Annotated in this window: 14 protein-coding genes; 8 read left to right on the top strand and 6 right to left on the bottom strand. The window is 71.3% G+C overall.

Annotated elements, in window-relative coordinates; all coding sequences use genetic code 11:
- The 6 genes from CCN72_RS29260 to CCN72_RS29235 all read left to right on the top strand — a co-directional run.
- On the top strand, positions 1-448 hold a 448-nt coding region (locus CCN72_RS29260; protein WP_483027282.1), incomplete at its 5' end, for a CehA/McbA family metallohydrolase domain-containing protein.
- A gap of 93 nt (positions 449-541) precedes the next feature.
- Positions 542-934 carry a nitroreductase/quinone reductase family protein gene (locus tag CCN72_RS29255; RefSeq protein WP_086810967.1) on the top strand — a complete coding sequence of 131 codons (393 nt, stop codon included), beginning with the start codon at positions 542-544 and terminating at the stop codon, positions 932-934.
- A 236-nt stretch (positions 935-1,170) separates the two neighbouring features.
- Entirely contained in the window at positions 1,171-1,578 is a 408-nt protein-coding gene (locus CCN72_RS40875) for a DUF6507 family protein (protein WP_202442507.1), read from the top strand.
- Positions 1,575-3,845, top strand: a complete 2,271-nt coding sequence (locus CCN72_RS29245) for a hypothetical protein (protein ID WP_086810965.1) — start codon at positions 1,575-1,577, stop codon at positions 3,843-3,845. Before CCN72_RS40875 ends, CCN72_RS29245 begins: the two co-directional genes overlap by 4 nt.
- 9 nt (positions 3,846-3,854) lie before the next feature.
- A complete protein-coding gene (locus tag CCN72_RS29240; RefSeq protein ID WP_237553876.1) occupies positions 3,855-4,502 on the top strand; it encodes a hypothetical protein in 648 nt (215 codons plus the stop codon).
- Between the two features lie 54 nt (positions 4,503-4,556).
- Entirely contained in the window at positions 4,557-5,972 is a 1,416-nt protein-coding gene (locus CCN72_RS29235; protein ID WP_208638132.1) for a DUF6177 family protein, read from the top strand.
- Between the two features lie 46 nt (positions 5,973-6,018).
- On the opposite strand, the gene CCN72_RS29230 is transcribed toward CCN72_RS29235, so the two are convergent.
- The 6 genes from CCN72_RS29230 to CCN72_RS29205 form a co-directional block, all read right to left on the bottom strand.
- Positions 6,019-7,608: an aldehyde dehydrogenase family protein gene (locus tag CCN72_RS29230; RefSeq protein WP_086810969.1), complete on the bottom strand. Its 1,590-nt coding sequence runs from the start codon at positions 7,606-7,608 to the stop codon at positions 6,019-6,021.
- Positions 7,503-9,233, bottom strand: a complete 1,731-nt coding sequence (locus tag CCN72_RS29225) for an N-acyl-D-amino-acid deacylase family protein (RefSeq protein ID WP_086810963.1) — start codon at positions 9,231-9,233, stop codon at positions 7,503-7,505. The genes CCN72_RS29230 and CCN72_RS29225 overlap by 106 nt, the downstream gene beginning before the upstream one ends.
- 15 nt (positions 9,234-9,248) lie before the next feature.
- A complete protein-coding gene (locus CCN72_RS29220) occupies positions 9,249-10,367 on the bottom strand; it encodes an LLM class flavin-dependent oxidoreductase (RefSeq protein WP_086810961.1) in 1,119 nt (372 codons plus the stop codon).
- 88 nt (positions 10,368-10,455) lie between these two features.
- Entirely contained in the window at positions 10,456-11,223 is a 768-nt protein-coding gene (locus CCN72_RS29215) for an SDR family NAD(P)-dependent oxidoreductase (protein WP_086810959.1), read from the bottom strand.
- A gap of 11 nt (positions 11,224-11,234) precedes the next feature.
- A complete protein-coding gene (locus CCN72_RS29210) occupies positions 11,235-12,161 on the bottom strand; it encodes a TIGR03619 family F420-dependent LLM class oxidoreductase (RefSeq protein WP_244174522.1) in 927 nt (308 codons plus the stop codon).
- Positions 12,158-13,393: an amidohydrolase family protein gene (locus tag CCN72_RS29205; RefSeq protein WP_086810956.1), complete on the bottom strand. Its 1,236-nt coding sequence runs from the start codon at positions 13,391-13,393 to the stop codon at positions 12,158-12,160. Before CCN72_RS29205 ends, CCN72_RS29210 begins: the two co-directional genes overlap by 4 nt.
- Before the next feature lie 188 nt (positions 13,394-13,581).
- Here CCN72_RS29205 and afsR point away from each other — a divergent pair, with 188 nt between their 5' ends.
- Complete coding sequence (afsR, locus tag CCN72_RS29200) at positions 13,582-16,548, top strand: SARP-family global regulator AfsR (RefSeq protein WP_086810954.1); 2,967 nt, start codon at positions 13,582-13,584, stop codon at positions 16,546-16,548.
- Between the two features lie 201 nt (positions 16,549-16,749).
- Positions 16,750-16,920, top strand: a complete 171-nt coding sequence (locus tag CCN72_RS39780) for a hypothetical protein (protein WP_167408730.1) — start codon at positions 16,750-16,752, stop codon at positions 16,918-16,920.
- Positions 16,921-16,998: the final 78 nt, after the last annotated feature.

The following is a 16,998-nucleotide window of genomic DNA, read 5'->3' as shown; positions in this document are numbered from 1 at the left end:
GCCCGACCGCGATCCGGACGCGGTCGGGCTTCCGCAGACCGTCGTCCTCGCCGACGATCTGACCCGCCAGGCCGTCCAGGAGGGCATCCGCGCGGGCCGCTCCTATGTCGCCGAGTCCCAGCACCTCACCGTCTCCCTCACCGCCACGGGCGGGCGGGGGCAGCGGGCGGGCATCGGGGAGCGGCTGCCGCTGCCCGCCGACGCCCCGGTGACCGTCCGCCTCGCCGTCACCGGCGCGCCCCGCTGCACCCTCCACCTCGTCACCGACGAGGGCACCCTGTACACGAGCGACCCCCTGCCGGTGTCGGGCGCGGGCACGGTCGAATGGCGTACGACCCCTTCGTACGCGGCGTACGTCCGCGCGGAAGTCCGCCACGAGACGGCGGCGGGCCCGCTGCCGGGGGCGCTGGCGGCGTTCACCAACCCGGTCTTCCTCGGGGCTTCCTGACACGGCGCTTCCTGTGCCGGTGGGGCGAGCGGTTGCGGCATCCTGGGCCGAGCAACCGCCGTCCCGCAGGATCCCGCAGGAGGTTCCGGAGCCATGACCGGCCGAGCAGACCGCAAGCACCACATCGTGACCAGTTTCCAGCGCCGGCTCAATCCGCTGATCCGGCGGCTCCCGTTGCAGACCGTGCTGGAGACCACTGGCCGTGTCTCCGGGGTGCCGCGGCGGACGCCGGTGGGTGGGCGGCGGGTCGGTGGGGCGTTCTGGCTGGTGTCGGAGTTCGGGCACAGGTCGCAGTACGTGCGCAACATCGAGGCCGACCCCAGGGTGCGGGTACGGATCGCGGGGCGGTGGCACCACGGCACCGCCCATCTGCTGCCGGACGACGACCCTCGCGCCCGCCTGCGGGGCCTGCCCCGGCTCAACAGCACGGCGGTACGGGCCCTCGGCACGGACCTGCTGACCATCAGGGTGGACCTGACGGACTGAGGGCGACCAACCGGGAGGCCCGTCGGGCCGACAGCGGCGAGACTGCCCGGTCGGCGAGGAGGGTGAGGGAGACACGGGAACCGTCTTTTACGAGAATGGGTGTCTTTGGCGGGAAACGCGTGGCGGTCGTAGCAACTGTCCTGATATTGATGACTGTTCTGCTGCCGTCGTTGCTGCTCGCGATGCCGGTAGGCGCTGATGGAGCGCATCTGTAGGAGTTTTTGCGGGGGGTTGTCGTGACAGGGTGGGACATCAGTCCCGGCGGGGTGGAGTCCGTTCTGTCGTTGGTGGGACTTGCGGCCGACGACCTGGGCAAGGACGTCAAGGGCTACGGGACGAGTGTCGAGGAGGCGGCGCAGTCCGCGGGCACGATCAGCGGTCCGTACTGCGGTGGTCCGCCGGTGGGGCCGGTGGGTGCCGCGGTCGCGAACTTCGTCACGGACACCGAGAGTTCGGTCACGTTCATGGCGGCCCGGATCAGGAAGACGATGCACGGGACGGTCAAGGCGACCGGTGCGTACGTTGACGGTGACCTGGTGATGGCCGCCCATGCCCAGTGTGAGGCGGCGAAGGCTCCTACTCCGACTGAGCTTCGGGCCGTGGCCGGGCACGCGGAGCACGGACAGGGTGGGGGCGCTCCGTGACGGCCGCGATCGATCCGGGCCAGATCCCGCAGTACACCGGTGACTTCGACACCCTGACCAAGGCGGTCACCGAGCTGCGTAAGCGCGCCATCGGCATCCGCGGCGCGGGCCAGGACGTCCACTCGCGCTTCCAGGCGACAGCCGCGTACTACCAGGCGCCGGAGGCCGATCAACTGCTCTCCTCCACACAGCCGGTGATGGACACGGCGGACGAGTTCGCCGGCCACATCGAGTCCCTCGCCGACGCCCTGGACACCTTCGTCAGTGAGGCGAAGCCGCACGCGGACCGCTTGCAGCATCTGAAGGGACAGGCGATCGCCTTCGTCGCCGACGTGGAGGGCGACGACGACTGGACGAACGACCAGCACAAGGTCGACACGCACAACGCGCTGATGGACGGTGTGGCGGAGGCCGTCGTGGGCTTCCGGAAGGCGGAGCACGACGCGGCGGTCACGATCGGCGCCATCAGCCCGGCCGTGTGCCGTCCCGTCGGCGACGAGGGCGGCACGTACGGCATGAGCGCCAAGACGCTCGAGTCCATGCCCGACCTGCCGTGGGGCGCTCCGGTGTCCCGTACCTACGAGCGCTGGAGTCTGGGCTGGTGGGGCCATGGGACCAAGAGCTGGGCGTGGGACGGCATCGTCAAGGACAGCCTCTGGGGCGGCTTCGTCGGCCTGGGCACCTTCGAGGACAACATGCTGGGCGTCAACGGCTCCGATGCGCGGCAGCAGACGTGGGACGGTCTCAGACGCACGGTTGTCGGCGCGTACACCTACGGCATGGACGCGGCGGGCCTGGGTGATCACCTGTCGGACTGGCAGCACGGCAGCGAGGCGTACGCGAAGGACTTCGGCAAGCAGTTCATCGACTACGACGAGTGGCAGGAGGATCCGGCCCGGGCTCACGCCGTCACCAGCTTCAACCTTCTCACCCTGGTCGGGGGCGCGGGCGGGGCGCTCGCCAAGCTGGGCAGGACAGGCAGGTTCGCCGAAGCCGCCGGCACGGTGGCCGAGGTCGGCAATGCCCTCGATCCGGTCTCCGGCGCCGCGCGGGCGGCCAGAGCCCTGTCCGACCTGCCGAAGGTCTCCGAGGTGCTGACCCATGTCAGCGAACACCTGCGGCTGCCCAGGACCAGGTTCCCCGACGGCGCCCTCGACCTCAGCGACCGGTACCGGGTCGACAAGGACGGCCACCTCATCCCGATCAACAGCGATGGCACGCCGAACCTGGCCCGGGCCCCGCACGAGCCTGCCGCCGCCGTACGAACGGGTGGCTCTCCGGACGGCGATCGTGAACTGGTCGGCGCGGGCGCATCCGACAGCGAAGCCGGAGGGCGTGCCGGTTCGCATGCGTCGCCTCATGCGTCTCACGATGCCGGCGGTGCACACGGGGCGAACGCCGGATCGGTGCCGGAAGGGCGTGGCCACTCCGGCGAGCCCGGTGGCGGTCACTCCGCAGAGCATCACGGAACAGATCGCCATGGGCTGTCCGACGGGCATCCAGGGGATCCGGGCGGCGGTGACACGCAAGGACATCGTGGTCCGGTCGTGTCCGACGAGGGGCATGGTCATGGTGGCGACGCAGATGGTCCTGCCGATATCGACCCGGCCAAATACACCAAGAACGCCGAGGACTTCGCACAGGCCCACACGGGCCGCATGGAGTCCGGCCAGGAAGCCGGCGTCCTTGATGAGCTGTCCCGTGCCAAAATGCCTGAAGCCGATCAGCAGAAGGTTCTTCGCGCTCTGGGCAAGGACCCGTACGGAGCCGGCGTCGCCGAAATGATTTCACGGGGGCACCTGCGTGATGTCGAGGGGTACAGAAAGCTGCTGGACATGTGCAAACAAGGGCCGACCAAAGCCGATCCGAAGGGCATGGTCCCAGCGGTGCACATGGCCATGAAGGTTGTCACCGAGCTTCAGGAGCGCGGTGTCGGACGTGTGGGGGTGGAGCTCGACACCCAGACGTTCGATCTTGACGCCTACACGCGGCACGCCGACGGTTCCGTCGATTACGGATACCAGCTCAAGGACGTCACCAACATCCAGGGCATCAAGAGTGCTGCCGTCAAGGCGGCGAAGCAGTTGAACTACCCAGGAGTCGACCACCGCGTGGCAATCCTGGATATCCACCAGCCGATGAGAGACCTGACACCACGCATGTTCCGAGAGGCTGAATTCCAGGCCCAGAGAATGGGAGGGTCATTCTTGCTCCGGTTCCCTGACGGTTCTATGACCATCCCGCCGAATTCACCCACGTTCCCGTAAGGACGGACCATGTCGAGGTTGATGCGCTCTCCGAAGGAACGCGGTTCCTGGTTCTGGGATCTCGATGAATTCGCCCCACCAGGGCTGGAGTCGGCTCTTTCGGTCGCGGCGCGAATCTGCGATGCACTGGCCCGGACCGAGCTTCTCGTCCCCACCCGGATCACGTACGACTGGTACGTCCTGGGCGCTGGAACGACCGGCATCATCAGCACGCTCGATCTCGCCAGGACCCCCTTGGGGGACCCGGCGCTGCCGGGCAGCGTTCGGGGCAGCCGCCCCATCGCTCACCCAAGTGCCGAGATCGCCGAGGTCGACGTTCTCGGCAGCGGTATCTGGATCGACGCGGAAGGGCAGCCCAGGACCGAGTACCGGCTGGTCGACCTTTCTCTCTCCACGGCTCCCGTCGGTCTCTCAGCCGAACTCTCCGTACATCACGACATCTGGGGGTGCTACGACTTCGCGGGGCACCCACACCCCGAGGTCCACCGGAACAATGCCCCCCGGTTGGCCGCCGCACTACGGGACCTCACCGAGTTGTTCGGCATGCCTCCCGAACCGGGTGAACGAACATATTTCGGAGCGTCCACCGTTGATGGAGTCGCCGACCCGGACCCGGACGAGAACGGCCTCGGACCAGATCTGACCAGCCGGCTCTGAACATTCGGAAGATCCTCCTTCACCCTCCTTGAACCTTCCGCCAGAAAGCAGCACATGTCCCAGGACGTCATCGCCCTCACCCCGCGGATGCCGGACGTCAAGACGCTGCTGGCCGCGCTGCACGCGGGCGGGCCGGATCTGCGTGTGAACCGGGTGGGTGGTGGGGCAGTCGCCCAGTTGTGCACGGAGGACGGACAGCTTCTGGTCTCCGTGGAGGCGCCCCGTTACCTTCAGGTGCCGGGCGAGACGGAGCGGCTGCTGGGGCCGGGTGTGCGGACGGACACCCCGGTGTGGTGGACCGAGGTGCGGGCGTCCACCGCCGTCCCCGAGGCCAGGCAGCTCGCCGGTTCGGTGGCGGGCCGGCTGACGACACTGCTCGGCGGCGTCACATGGCCTGCGGAAGCCGCCCGTACCGACGTCGTGACCGTCCCGGCCACGGGCGTGGCGACGGAACCGCCCGCTGAGCCGGGTGTGCTGTCCGACGCGGACGTGTTCACCGACCAGAGCGTCATCGTCATCCACGACCGTCCCGTCGTCGCCGCCACGACATGGCTGACCGAGGCGGTGCGCACCACGGGAGCGGGGCGACGGGAGCTGTATGTGGTCACCTCTCCCCGCACCCGGCTGAGCCTGCCCGCCCGTACCCTCCTGGAGGGCGTGCCCGCGCGCTGGGTCGTACGCCACCCGGAGCAGGGCTACTACGACGGCCTGTCCGGAGCCGTACTGCGCTGGCGCGACGGACGTTTCACCCCGGCCACCGACGACGGCCCCCGGATCGCGGACGCCTTCCAGCCTCCGCCCGGCACGGGCGGTGAGCGGCAGTTGCTGCTGTCCGTCCGCACCGTCCATCCCGCCCACGAACGCCTCGTACTCGGTGGTGCCGTGGAGGAGGCCTGGCAGGCCCTCACCGGATCGCCGCCGGCCGGATGGGCCGGCGCCGAACCCGTCAACGTCCCCTGGTCGCCCCGGCAACTGACCGAACTGGCCCGTAACCGAGCCCGCCAGGGCCGGCCCACCTGGGCGGTCGCCGCCGGAGCCGCCGACCGCCCTGCCATAGCCACCGTGCGTATCGCTCACACGCGACAGGGCGTGGAGGAGCGCATCACCCTCGCCCTCGGCTACACCGCCGACGAACGGGCACCGACAGAGCTGCTGCCCCAACTCTCCGAATCCCTCGTCGTCAGGCACAACCTCGCCGCCATGGTCAGTGAACTGCGCGCGGGACGGGCGGACTTGACCACGCCGGCCCACTACGAGCCGCCGCCGATCCCCGTCTCCCTCGCCCTCGGCCCCGACACCGTGGCCGCCCTCGGCGTCGGTCACGCCCACAAGGCCCTGCCAGGCCACACCCCCACCCGACTCGGCCCCACCACTCGCCCTGCCCTGCACTACCCGCTCGGCGACGGCACCGACCCCACCGCCTGGCGGCGCCTACGACACCTCGACGAACACCTGCGCCCGCAGATATGACGCGACGTGACGCCCTGCCCTGATTCCGCCGTTCCAGCGGAGTCGGTCACCCCGCCCAGACGATCGACTGCACCTCGCTGTAGGCGTGCAGGGCGTGCACGCCCACGTCGCGGCCCACTCCGCTCTGTTTGAAGCCGCCGAAAGGGGCCTCCATGTTGCGGGCGACGGTGTTGAGGCCGACGCCGCCGGCGCGCAGGCGGCGGGCGACGCGGAAGGCGCGGGCGATGTCGGCGGACCAGACGTAGTCGATCAGGCCGTAGTCGGAGTCGTTGGCGAGGGCCACGCCCTCGTCCTCGTCGTCGAAGGGGGTCACCGTAACGACGGGTCCGAAGATCTCCTCGCGGGCGACCCGCATGTCGTTGGCGCAGTCCGCGAGGAGGGTGGGGCGGACGTAGAAACCCCGTTCCAGGGGCGGGCGTTCGCCGCCCGCGACCACCACCGCGCCCTCCTTGCGGCCCAGTTCGACGTACGACTCCACGCGCGCCCGGTGCTCGGCGGAGATGAGCGGGCCGATGACCGTGGCCGGGTCGCGGGGGTCGCCGATCGGCAGGCGGCGGGCGTAGGCGGCCAGTTGCTCGACCAGGCGGTCGTACACCGGGCGTTGGGCCAGGACCCGGGTGGGGGCGGTGCAGATCTGGCCGCTGTAGAAGGAGAAGGTGGTGCCGATGCCCGCGACGGCGGCGGCGAGGTCGGCGTCGGCGTCGGCGAACACCAACGCGGCGCCCTTGCCGCCCAGTTCCATCAGCTGCCGCTTCATGCCCCGGCCGCACACCTCCGCGATGCGCCGGCCGACGGCGGTGGAGCCGGTGAAGCTGACCATGTCGACGTCGGGCGAGGCCACCGCCGCCTCGCCGACCGCGGTGGCCCGGCCGGAGACGACGTTCACCACACCGCGTGGCACCCCGGCCTCCGCCAGCGCCTCGGCCATCCGGTAGACGGACAGCGGGTCCTGCGGGGCGGGTTTGACCACGACGGTGTTGCCCATGGCGAGCGCGGGGGCGATCTTGCCCGCGGGGTTGGCCCAGGGGTTGTTGTAGGAGGTGACGCAGGTGACGACGCCCACGGGCTGCCGGATCGCCAGCGCGCTCATGACGGCCGCCCCGCCCATCGGCCCGGCCTCGTTGAGCTGCGGCGCAACGGGCCACTCGGCGGGCTCCACCCGGGCGTAGCGGCGGAAGCGGGCGGCGGCGACGCCGACCTGGAGCGCGCGGGCCGTGCCGGTCGTGGCCCCCGTCTCGGCGCGGGCGAGGTCGGCGTAGGGCACCAGGCGGGAGCGGATGATCTCGGCCGCGCGGCCGAGCAGCGCCGCCCGTTCCTCGGGGCGGGTCCGCGACCAGGGCCCGAACGCGTCGCGGGCCGCCGCGCAGGCCGCCCGGACCTGCTCGGGCGAGGCCTCGGGGGCGAGGCCGACGGTCTCCTCGGTGGCGGGGTCGGTGACCGGGTAGTGGCCGAGGTCAGGATCGGCCCACTCCCCCGCGATGAAGAGCCGCTGGCCGGTGAGAAGCCCATGGTCCGTGAGAGGCCGGCCGCTCACCGTGTGCTCACCGTTCGGGTGTCCCGTCCCGAGCGCAGCACCTTGCCCGGTACGGCCCCGCTCACCACGTCGTCCCGGATCGCCTCCACCCCGCCGACCCATACGGCCCGCACCCCGAGCGCCCGCGAGTCCAGCCGGGGGCTGTCCCCCGGCAGATCGTGCACCAGCCGGGCCTGGCCCGCGTCGATCCGCTCCGGGTCGAGGAGGACCAGGTCCGCGTGCCAGCCCCGCTGGATCTGCCCGCGCTCACGCAGCCCGAACAGCCGCGCGGGGTCGTCGGTCAGCATCTTCACGGCCTGCTCGAGGCCGACGAGTTTCCGGCCGCGCAGACAGTCCCCGAGGAAGCGGGTGGTGTACGGCGCCCCGCACATCCGGTCCAGATGGGCGCCCGCGTCGGAGCCGCCGAGCAGTACGTCCTCGTGCCGCCAGGTCTCGGCGCGCAGGGCCCAGGAGGCGGGGTCGTTGTCGGTGGGCATCGGCCACAGGACCGTACGCAGCCGGTCGTTGGCGCAGATCTCCACCAGGCAGTGGAAGGGGTCCTGTCCGCGTTCCTCCGCGATGTCCCGGACGACCCGGCCGCCGAGCCCCCGGTTGGCCTCGCTGTAGGTGTCGCCGATGACATAGCGCCCGAAGCTCGCCAGCCGCCGGAAGACGCCCGCCTCCTTGGAGCGGGCCCGGCGCAGCAACTCGGCCCGGACGTCGGGGTCCCGCAGCCGCTCGATGCGTTCGGGGACCGGGAGTCCGAGGACCTCGCCCCAGCCGGGGATGAGGTTGAGGGCGCAGAAGGTGCCGAGGGACATGTTCATCGGGGTGAGGATCGGCATGGTGAGGGCGACGATCCGGCCGCCCGCCTTCCGGGCCCGCTCGCTCGCGCCGAGCTGCCGGGGCACGCGTTCGGGCACGGCCGCGTCGACGGTGAGGACGTTCCAGTTCAGGGGGCGTCCGGCGGCCGCGCTCAGCTCGGTCAGCAGATCGATCTCGGCGTCGCTGAACTGGTCGAGGCAGCCGGCCACGATCGCCTCGATCTGGGTGCCCTCGTGCTCCCCGACGGCCCGGGACAGCGCGATCAGCTCCGCGGGTCCGGCGTGCCGGGAGGCGACGGGGCGGCCGTCCCCGTCGGAGTGGGTGCGGGACTGGGTGGTCGAAAGACCCCAGGCGCCGGCGTCCATGGCCTCGCGCAACAGCCGTACCATCGCGGCCAGTTGCTCCTCGTCCGGCTGCCCGCCGACGGCGTCCGGGCCCATGACGTACCGGCGCAGCGCGCAATGCCCCACCATGAAACCGACGTTGACCGCCGTTCGCCCCTCCAGGGCGTCGAGGTAGTCCCCGAAGGTGTGCCAGTTCCAGGGCGCCCCCTGTTCCAGCGCGACCAGGGACATGCCCTCCACCTTGGACATCATCCGCCGGGTGTAGTCGGCGTCCTCGGGGCGGCCGGGGTGCAGCGGCGCGAGGGTGAACCCGCAGTTCCCGGCGGCCACGGTCGTCACCCCGTGGTTGAGGGAGGGGGTGGCGTACGGGTCCCAGAACAGCTGGGCGTCGTAGTGGGTGTGCGGATCGACGAAGCCGGGGGTGAGTACGAGTCCCCGGGCGTCCTCGCTGGTGCGGGCCTCGGCGTCGATCCGGCCGAGGGCGGCGATCCGTCCGTCGCGCAGGCCGACGTCCGCGACGTAGGCGGGGTTGCCGGTGCCGTCGACGACGGTGGCGTCCTTGATGAGGTGATCGAGCATGTTCTCCGAACCCCCTCAGACCGCCTGCCGGAACCGCGATGTCCGGTGCACGGGATCCGTGTCGATCTTTGGGATCACGTGCTCCCCGATCAGCCTGATCGTCTGGAGCGTCTCCTCCTTCGGCACCCCCACCGGCAGCCCGAAGCTGAGCTGGTCCGCGCCCGCCTGCTCCCACCGCTTGCACTGCCGCCCTACCTCCGCGGGGTCGCCGCAGATCAGCAGCTCCTCCTCGATCAGCAGCTCCACGAACTCCGGGGTGTACGGCGGCAGCGTCTCCGGCCACTCCGGGAAGCCCTCGGGCCGCGGAAATGTGTCGTGGTAGCGGAAGACCAGCGAGGGCAGATAGTGCAGCCCGCCGTTCACCGCGATCTCGATCGCCTCCGCGTGGGTCGGCGCGCAGATCGCCGTCGTCGTCACCATCACGTTGTCGTTGACGAACTCCCCCACCGGCTCGGCGTCCACGACCGCCGTCTTGTACTGCTCCAGCACCCACTGCATGTCGGCGACCTTCTGGATGCTGAAGCCGAGCACGCCGAGCCCCTTCTTCGCGGCCATGGCGTACGACGCCGGGGATCCGGCCGCGTACCACATCGCCGGGTGCGACCTCCCGTACGGCTTCGGCAGGACCTTGCGCGGCGGGAGCTGCCAGTGCTTGCCCTGGAAGCCCTCGTACTCGTCCTGGAGCCACATCTTCGGGAACTCGGCGATCGTCTCCTCCCAGATCTCCTTGGTGTGGTTCATGTCGGTGATGCCGGGCAGGAAGCCGAGGATCTCGTGGCTGCCGGCGCCCCGCCCGCTGCCGAACTCGAAGCGGCCCTCGGTGAGATGGTCGAGCATGGCGACCTTCTCGGCGACCTTCACCGGGTGGTTGACGGGGGCGAGCGGGTTGAAGATCCCGGAGCCGAGGTGGATGCGGTCGGTGGCGTGTGCCAGGTAGCCCAGGAACACGTCGTTGGCGGAGAGGTGGGAGTACTCCTCCAGGAAGTGGTGCTCGGAGGCCCACGCGTACTTGAAGCCGGACCGGTCCGCCTGGATGACGTACTCGGTCTCCTCCATCAGCGCCTTGTGCTCGGCGAGCGGGTCGGTCTCGGCGCGCTTGCCGACGTATCCCTGTACAAAGAGCCCGAATTCCACGGCGGTTCACCGTCCCAGAGGTTGAGCGAGAAGAAGAACTGACACTTCGTCAGATAGAGGCCGACTGTCGCACCGGCCACCGCGGCCGTCAATAGCCGACGCCCGCCAGCCAGCCCCCGTCGATCACGAAAGGCTGCCCGGTGATGTACGAGGAGTCCTCCGAGGTGAGGAAGAGCGCGAGGCGGGCCACCTCCTCGGGGCGGCCCACCCGGCCGAGCGGCACCAGCTTGCGGTACAGCTCGTCCAGCGCCCGGTTCAGCTCCTCGGGGTCGGCGTCCGGGTCCAGGCGGGCCGGGTTGGACATGGGGGTGTCGATGGCGCCCGGGCAGATCGCGTTGACCCGTATCCGCCGGGGGGCCAGCTCCAGCGCGGCCACCCGGGTCAGCCCCAGAATGGCGTGCTTGGTCGCCGCGTACGCGCCCACGGCCGGCATGCCGGTCAGCGCCGTGTAGGAGGCGGTGTTGACGATCGTGCCGCCCTCCGCCAGCTCCGGCGCCACCGTCCTGATGCCCAGGAAGCAGCCGACCTGGTTGACCTGGACCACCTGCATGAACTCGTCCAGCGGGGTGTCCACGAGGGCGTTGAAGCGCAGGATGCCCGCGTTGTTGACCAGCCCGTCGATCCGCCCGTACGCCTCCTTGGCCGCCATGACGGCCCCCCGCCAGCCGTCCTCGGAGCCGACGTCCAGGTGGACGTAGAGCGCCCCGATCTCCTCGGCCAGCGCCTCCCCCCGGTCGTCCAGCACATCCGCGACGACCACCCGCGCGCCCTCCGCCCGGAAGAGCCGCGCCTCCTGCTCGCCCTGCCCGCGGGCCGCGCCGGTGATGACGACGACCCGCCCGTCCAGTTCGCCCATGACGCTCCTCGTCAGTCGGTGAGCAGCGGCGCGACGGCGGTCCCGAACGCGCCGATCTGGTCGATGAGTTCGGCCCGGCTCCGGCTGCGGAACCGCACCTGGATCTGGTCCACGCCCATCGCCGGGTACGCCCGCAGCGACCCGGCGATCTCCTCGGGCGTCCCGGTGAGGGTGCGCGGCCCGACGTCCCAGCCCGGCTCCCCCACGTACAGCGCCTCGGTGATCGCGCCGACGGTGAACTCCCCCTCCAGTTGCGCCTCTTCGCGCAGTCTGCGGATCCGGGCGAGCTGTCCGGGCAGCCGTCCGCGCGGGTCCCCCTGCGGCAGCCAGCCGTCCGCCTTCAGCGCGGCCCGGCGTACGGCGGCGGGGGACGAGCCGCCGACCCAGAGGGGGACGTGCCGCTGTGCCGGGCGGGGGAGCTGGCCGAGGTCGGCGAAGTCGTAGCGCTTCCCGTGGTGTTCGGGGTACTCCGCGGGCCCGAGCGCGGAGCGCAGCGCGTCGATCGTCTCGTCCAGGACCGCGCCCCGCCGATCGAACTCGGCGCCGACGGCCTCGAATTCCTCCCGTACGTGTCCCGCGCCCACGCCGAGGATCAGCCGGCCGCCGGAGAGCCGGTCGAGGGTGGCGTACTGCTTGGCGGTGAACAGGGGGTGGCGCAGGCCCACCACGGCGACATGGCTGAGCAGCCGGACGCGTTCGGTGACGGCGGCGAGATGGGCGAGGGTGGCGACGGGGTCGTACCAGACCGTGCCCATGGCCGGGGCGAGGCGGCGCGGCACGGCCACATGGTCGCAGCAGGCCAGATAGCCGAAGCCGGCCCGGTCGGCGGCCCGGGCGACCGCCACCAGATCGGCGGGCCCGGCCCCGGCCTCCCACGCCTCGGCGTACAGGGTGCTCTGCGACTGCACCGGCAGCTGGATGCCGTGGGTAAGGCTCACGCGGGCCCCTGCCACAGGCCGTCCGAGGTCAGCTCCAGCAGTTCGATCGCGTTGCCCCGTACGATCCGTTCCACCACGTCCGCCGGGAGGTGCCCCATCTGGGCCTCGCCGACCTCGCGGGACTTGGGCCAAGTGGAGTCGGAGTGCGGGTAGTCGGTCTCGTACAGGACGTTGCCGAGGCCGATGGAGTCGAGGTTGCGCAGGCCGAAGGCGTCGTCGAAGAAGCAGCCGTAGACGTGCTCGGCGAACAGCTCGGACGGCGGCCGGGTGACCTTGTCGGCGACCCCGCCCCAGCCGCGGTTCTCCTCCCACACCACGTCGGCGCGTTCCAGGATGTACGGGATCCAGCCGATCTGGCCCTCGGCGTACATCACCCTGAGGTTCGGGAAGCGTTCGAACTTGCCGCTCATCAGCCAGTCGACCATGGAGAAACAGCAGTTGGCGAAGGTGATGACGGAACCGACAGCGGGCGGGGCGTCGGCGGAGGTGGAGGGCATCCGGCTGCTGGAGCCGATGTGCATGGCCACGACCGTGCCGGTCTCGTCACAGGCGGCGAGGAAGGGGTCCCAGGCGTCGGTGTGCACGGAGGGCAGGCCGAGGTGCGGGGGGATCTCGGAAAAGGCGACGGCCCGCACCCCGCGCGCCGCGTTCCGCCGCACCTCGGCGGCGGCCAACTCCGGGTCCCACAGGGGGATGAGGGTGAGCGGTATCAGCCGGCCCCGCGCCTGTGGCCCGCACCACTCCTCCACCATCCAGTCGTTGTAGGCGCGCACACAGAGCAGGGCGAGTTCGCGGTCGCGGGCCTCGGTGAAGGTCTGGCCGCAGAAACGGGGGAAGGTGGGGAAACACAGCGCGGACTGGACGTGGTTGACATCCATGTCGGCGAGGCGCGCGGGGACGTCGTACGAACCGGGGCGCATCTGCTCGTAGGTGATGACCTCAAGCTTCACCTCGTCGCGGTCGACGCCGACGGCGGTGTCGAGACGGGTGAGGGGGCGGCGCAGGTCGCCGTAGACCCACCAGTCGCCGAGCGGGCCCTCGTCGCCCGCCTCGCCCATGACCGGCCGGAAGCGGCCGCCGAGGAAGGTCATCTCCTTGAGCGGGGCGCGCACGACACGGGGCGCGGTGTCCCGGTAGCGCGCCGGCAGCCGGTCCTGCCAGACGCCCGCGGGCTCCACGGTGTGGTCGTCCACGGAGATGATCAGCGGAAACGTGCTCGCGTGGGTGTCCATGGCGCCCACGGTAGCGCTGATCTGATGGGCCGTCAGCTGTCGCGGAGGGCCCGGTATGTGCGAAGAGCATGTGTGGGGTTTGTGGACTGCCGCCCGGCGGTCTGTGATCGGCGTCTCCCACGGCTGACGCAACCACCCGGAACAAGGCAAACTGACGGGGTTGTCTGTGATGCCTAGGGGGCGAACGCATGGACGGTCGGCCGCGAGTGCCTGAGCAGCGGCGTCCCGGCTCCGCGAGAAACGCGGAACCGGAGGCGCTGCGGTTCGGCGTGCTCGGTCCGGTGCGGGCCTGGCGCGGCGAGGAAGCCCTGGCCACGGGCTCCCCGCAGCAGCGGGCCCTGCTGGCCGCCCTGCTGCTGCGCGAGGGCCGTACGGCCACGGCGGCGGAGCTGATCGACGCGCTGTGGGGGCCCGAACCGCCGTCGCAGGCGCTGGCGGCCGTCCGCACCTACGCGTCCCGGCTGCGCAAGGTCCTGGACCCCGGGGTGCTGGTGAGCGAGTCCGGCGGGTACGCGATACGCGGGCTCGGCGAGGGCGCGCTGGACCTCGTACAGGCCCAGGACCTCGGCGCGGAGGCGGAGAAGGCGCGCGGCACCGGGGATCTGACCCGGGCCCGCGCGCTGCTCAACGAGGCGCTGGACCTGTGGGACGGCGAGCCCCTGGCCGGGGTGCCCGGACCTTATGCGGAGACGCAGCGGGTGCGCCTGGAGGAGTGGCGGCTCGGCCTGCTGGAGTCCCGCCTGGACATGGACCTGGAGCAGGGCTGCCACGCGGAGGCGGTGTCCGAGCTGACGGCGCTCACCGCCGCGCATCCCCTGCGGGAGCGGCTGCGCGAACTGCTGATGCTGGCGCTGTACCGCAGCGGCCGGCAGGCGGAGGCGCTGGCCGTGTACGCGGACACGCGCCGGCTGCTCGCCGAGGAGCTGGGCGTCGACCCGCGCTCCGGGCTGCGCGAGCTCCAGCAGCGCATCCTCCAGGCCGACCCGGCCCTCGCGGAGCCCTCCGCGCCGGTCGCGGAACCGCCCGCGGCGCCGGTGCGGCCGGCCCAGCTGCCCGCGTCCGTACCGGACTTCACGGGCCGCGCCTCCTTCGTGGACGAGCTGAGCGCGGTGCTGGCGTCGGCCGTGGAGACGGAGGGCAGCGTGATGGCGGTCTCCGCGATGGCGGGGATCGGGGGCGTCGGCAAGACGACGCTCGCGGTGCATGTGGCGCACCGGGCCCGGGCCTCCTTCCCGGACGGCCAGCTCTACGTCGACCTCCAGGGCGCGGGACCCCGCCCCGCCGAACCGGAGACGGTCCTCGGCTCCTTCCTGCGCGCCCTCGGCACCGCGGACTCGGCGATCCCGGACTCCCTGGAGGAGCGGGCGGCGCTGTACCGCTCCGTCCTCGACGGCCGCCGGGTCCTCGTGCTGCTGGACAACGCGAAGGACGCGGCGCAGGTACGGCCGCTGCTGCCGGGCACGGAGGGGTGTGCGGCGCTGGTCACCTCCCGGGTGCGGATGGTGGGGCTGGCCGGGGCGCATCTGGTCGACCTCGATGTCATGTCCCCCGACGAGGCGCTGGCGCTGTTCACCCGGATCGTCGGCGCGGAGCGGGTGACCCCGGAGCGGGACGCCGCGCTCGATGTCGTCGCCGCGTGCGGATTCCTGCCCCTGGCCATCCGCATCGCCGCGTCCCGGCTCGCGGCGCGGCGCACCTGGACGGTCTCGGTGCTCGCCGCGAAGCTGGCCGACGAGCGGCGCCGCCTGGACGAACTCCAGGCCGGGGACCTCGCGGTGAAGGCGACCTTCGAGCTCGGCTACGGCCAGCTCGACCGCGTCCAGGCCCGCGCCTTCCGCCTCCTGGGCCTCGCCGACGGCCCGGACATCTCCCTGGCCGCCGCGGCCGCGGTCCTCGACCTCCCGCTGGAGTCCACGGAGGACCTCCTCGAATCCCTCGTCGACACCTCCCTCCTGGAGTCCGCCGCCCCCGGCCGCTACCGCTTCCACGACCTGGTCCGGCTCTACGCCCGCGCCTGCGCGGAACGCGACGAACAGCCGCCGAGTGAGCGGGGGGCGGCGATGTCGCGGTTGCTGGACTTCTATCTGGCGACGGCGGCGGGGGTGTACGCGATCGAGAGACCGGGGGACCGGTTGGTGGATCATCTGGAGCCCGCGGACTACCGGGGGCTGGCCTTCGAGGACCGGCACCGGGCCCGGGACTGGTTGTATTCGGAGGCGATGACCCTGCTGGCCTGCGTCCGGCAGTCGACGGCGCCCGACCAGCTCAGGCGCGCCGTCGACCTCCTGTGGGCGACCATCGACCTGACGGAGTCGGGTGCCAACTCCCGGGAATACGAGGCGACCGGCGCATCCATGCGCGCGGCGGCGCGTGCGGCGAACGACCAGCGTACGGAGGCCCGCGCCCTCGTCACGCTCGCCAACGGCCACCATCTGACCGGCCGTTTCGAACTCGCCGACGACGAAGCCACCGAGGCGCTGCGGCTGGCGGACGCGGCGGGGGATCCCCTTCCGCGTTGCTGGGCCTCCAACATGCTGGGCATCATCGCGCTCTACCAGGGGCGGCACGAGGACGGCGAGAAGCATCTGACCCGCGCCATCGAGAGCTTCCGCTCCTGCGGGGACCGTCCTGGAGAGGCCAGCGCGCTGTGCAACCTCTCGCGCATACGGCTGTCCATGGGACAGACGGAGAGCGCCGTGTCACTGGCCCAGCAGGGCACCGACATGTACGACGACATGAACCACGCGCTGAAGGGCGCCAACGGACGCTATGCGCTGGGGCTCGCGCTCACCCAGTGCGGGAAGTTCGAGCAAGCGGCCCACCGCCTCGAGGAGGCGCTCTCGGTGTTCCGGGACAGCCGGCAGCGGCTGTGGGAGGGCATGTCCCTCTTCCGTCTCGCGGAACTCGACCTGGCGGCCGGGCGGCCGGCGAAGGCGGCGACCAACGCCGAGACGGCTCTGACCATGCTGCGTGGCATCGGGGGCGAGTGGCGGCGTGGCAACGTACTCACGGTCCTCGGTCGTGCCCTGACCGGCATCGGGCAGTCCGGCCGCGCGCAGGTCTGCTGGCAGGAAGCGCTCGAAATCTTCGAAACGCTCAAGGTCTCCGAAGCGGAGGAGGTACGCGCGCTTCTCCGGCCTCATGCCGTCGCATAGAAGCCGGTGTGCGCGTTCATCGTTCGTTTATCGCCCTACGACACGATCGTCCTGTCGATGCGTCGCGTCGGGGGGCAGGCGGGTCGGCAGTGGCCGCACCGTAAGGTGAAGCGGCCCGAGGCCCTGTCCGGCAACACCCGGGGGAGTTGCCGGACAGGCCCACCAACCCAGCACGACAAGCACTTTCAGGGGAGCGAAGTCATGAGCAACGACAAGACGACCGACGTGGTGGCGGACACCGAGGCGGCCGAGGTGACGACGCTGAACAGCCACGCCACCATCGAGCCCGTCAAGATCGCTCCCCTTTCCGGGGACGAGGCCACCGGCACGGTGAAGCCGAACAACTCGCACGCCACTGACGAGAAGGCCTGACACCACCGACTTTCCATCACACGGGGATCGGCCGCGGCGGCGCGGAGGGGGAGCCGTCGCGGCCGATCCCCGTGTGAT

The sequence above is a fragment of the Streptomyces murinus genome (assembly GCF_002154555.1).
In the GTDB taxonomy this organism is placed as follows: domain Bacteria; phylum Actinomycetota; class Actinomycetes; order Streptomycetales; family Streptomycetaceae; genus Streptomyces; species Streptomyces murinus.
This window is presented reverse-complemented; position numbering and strand designations above follow the sequence as displayed.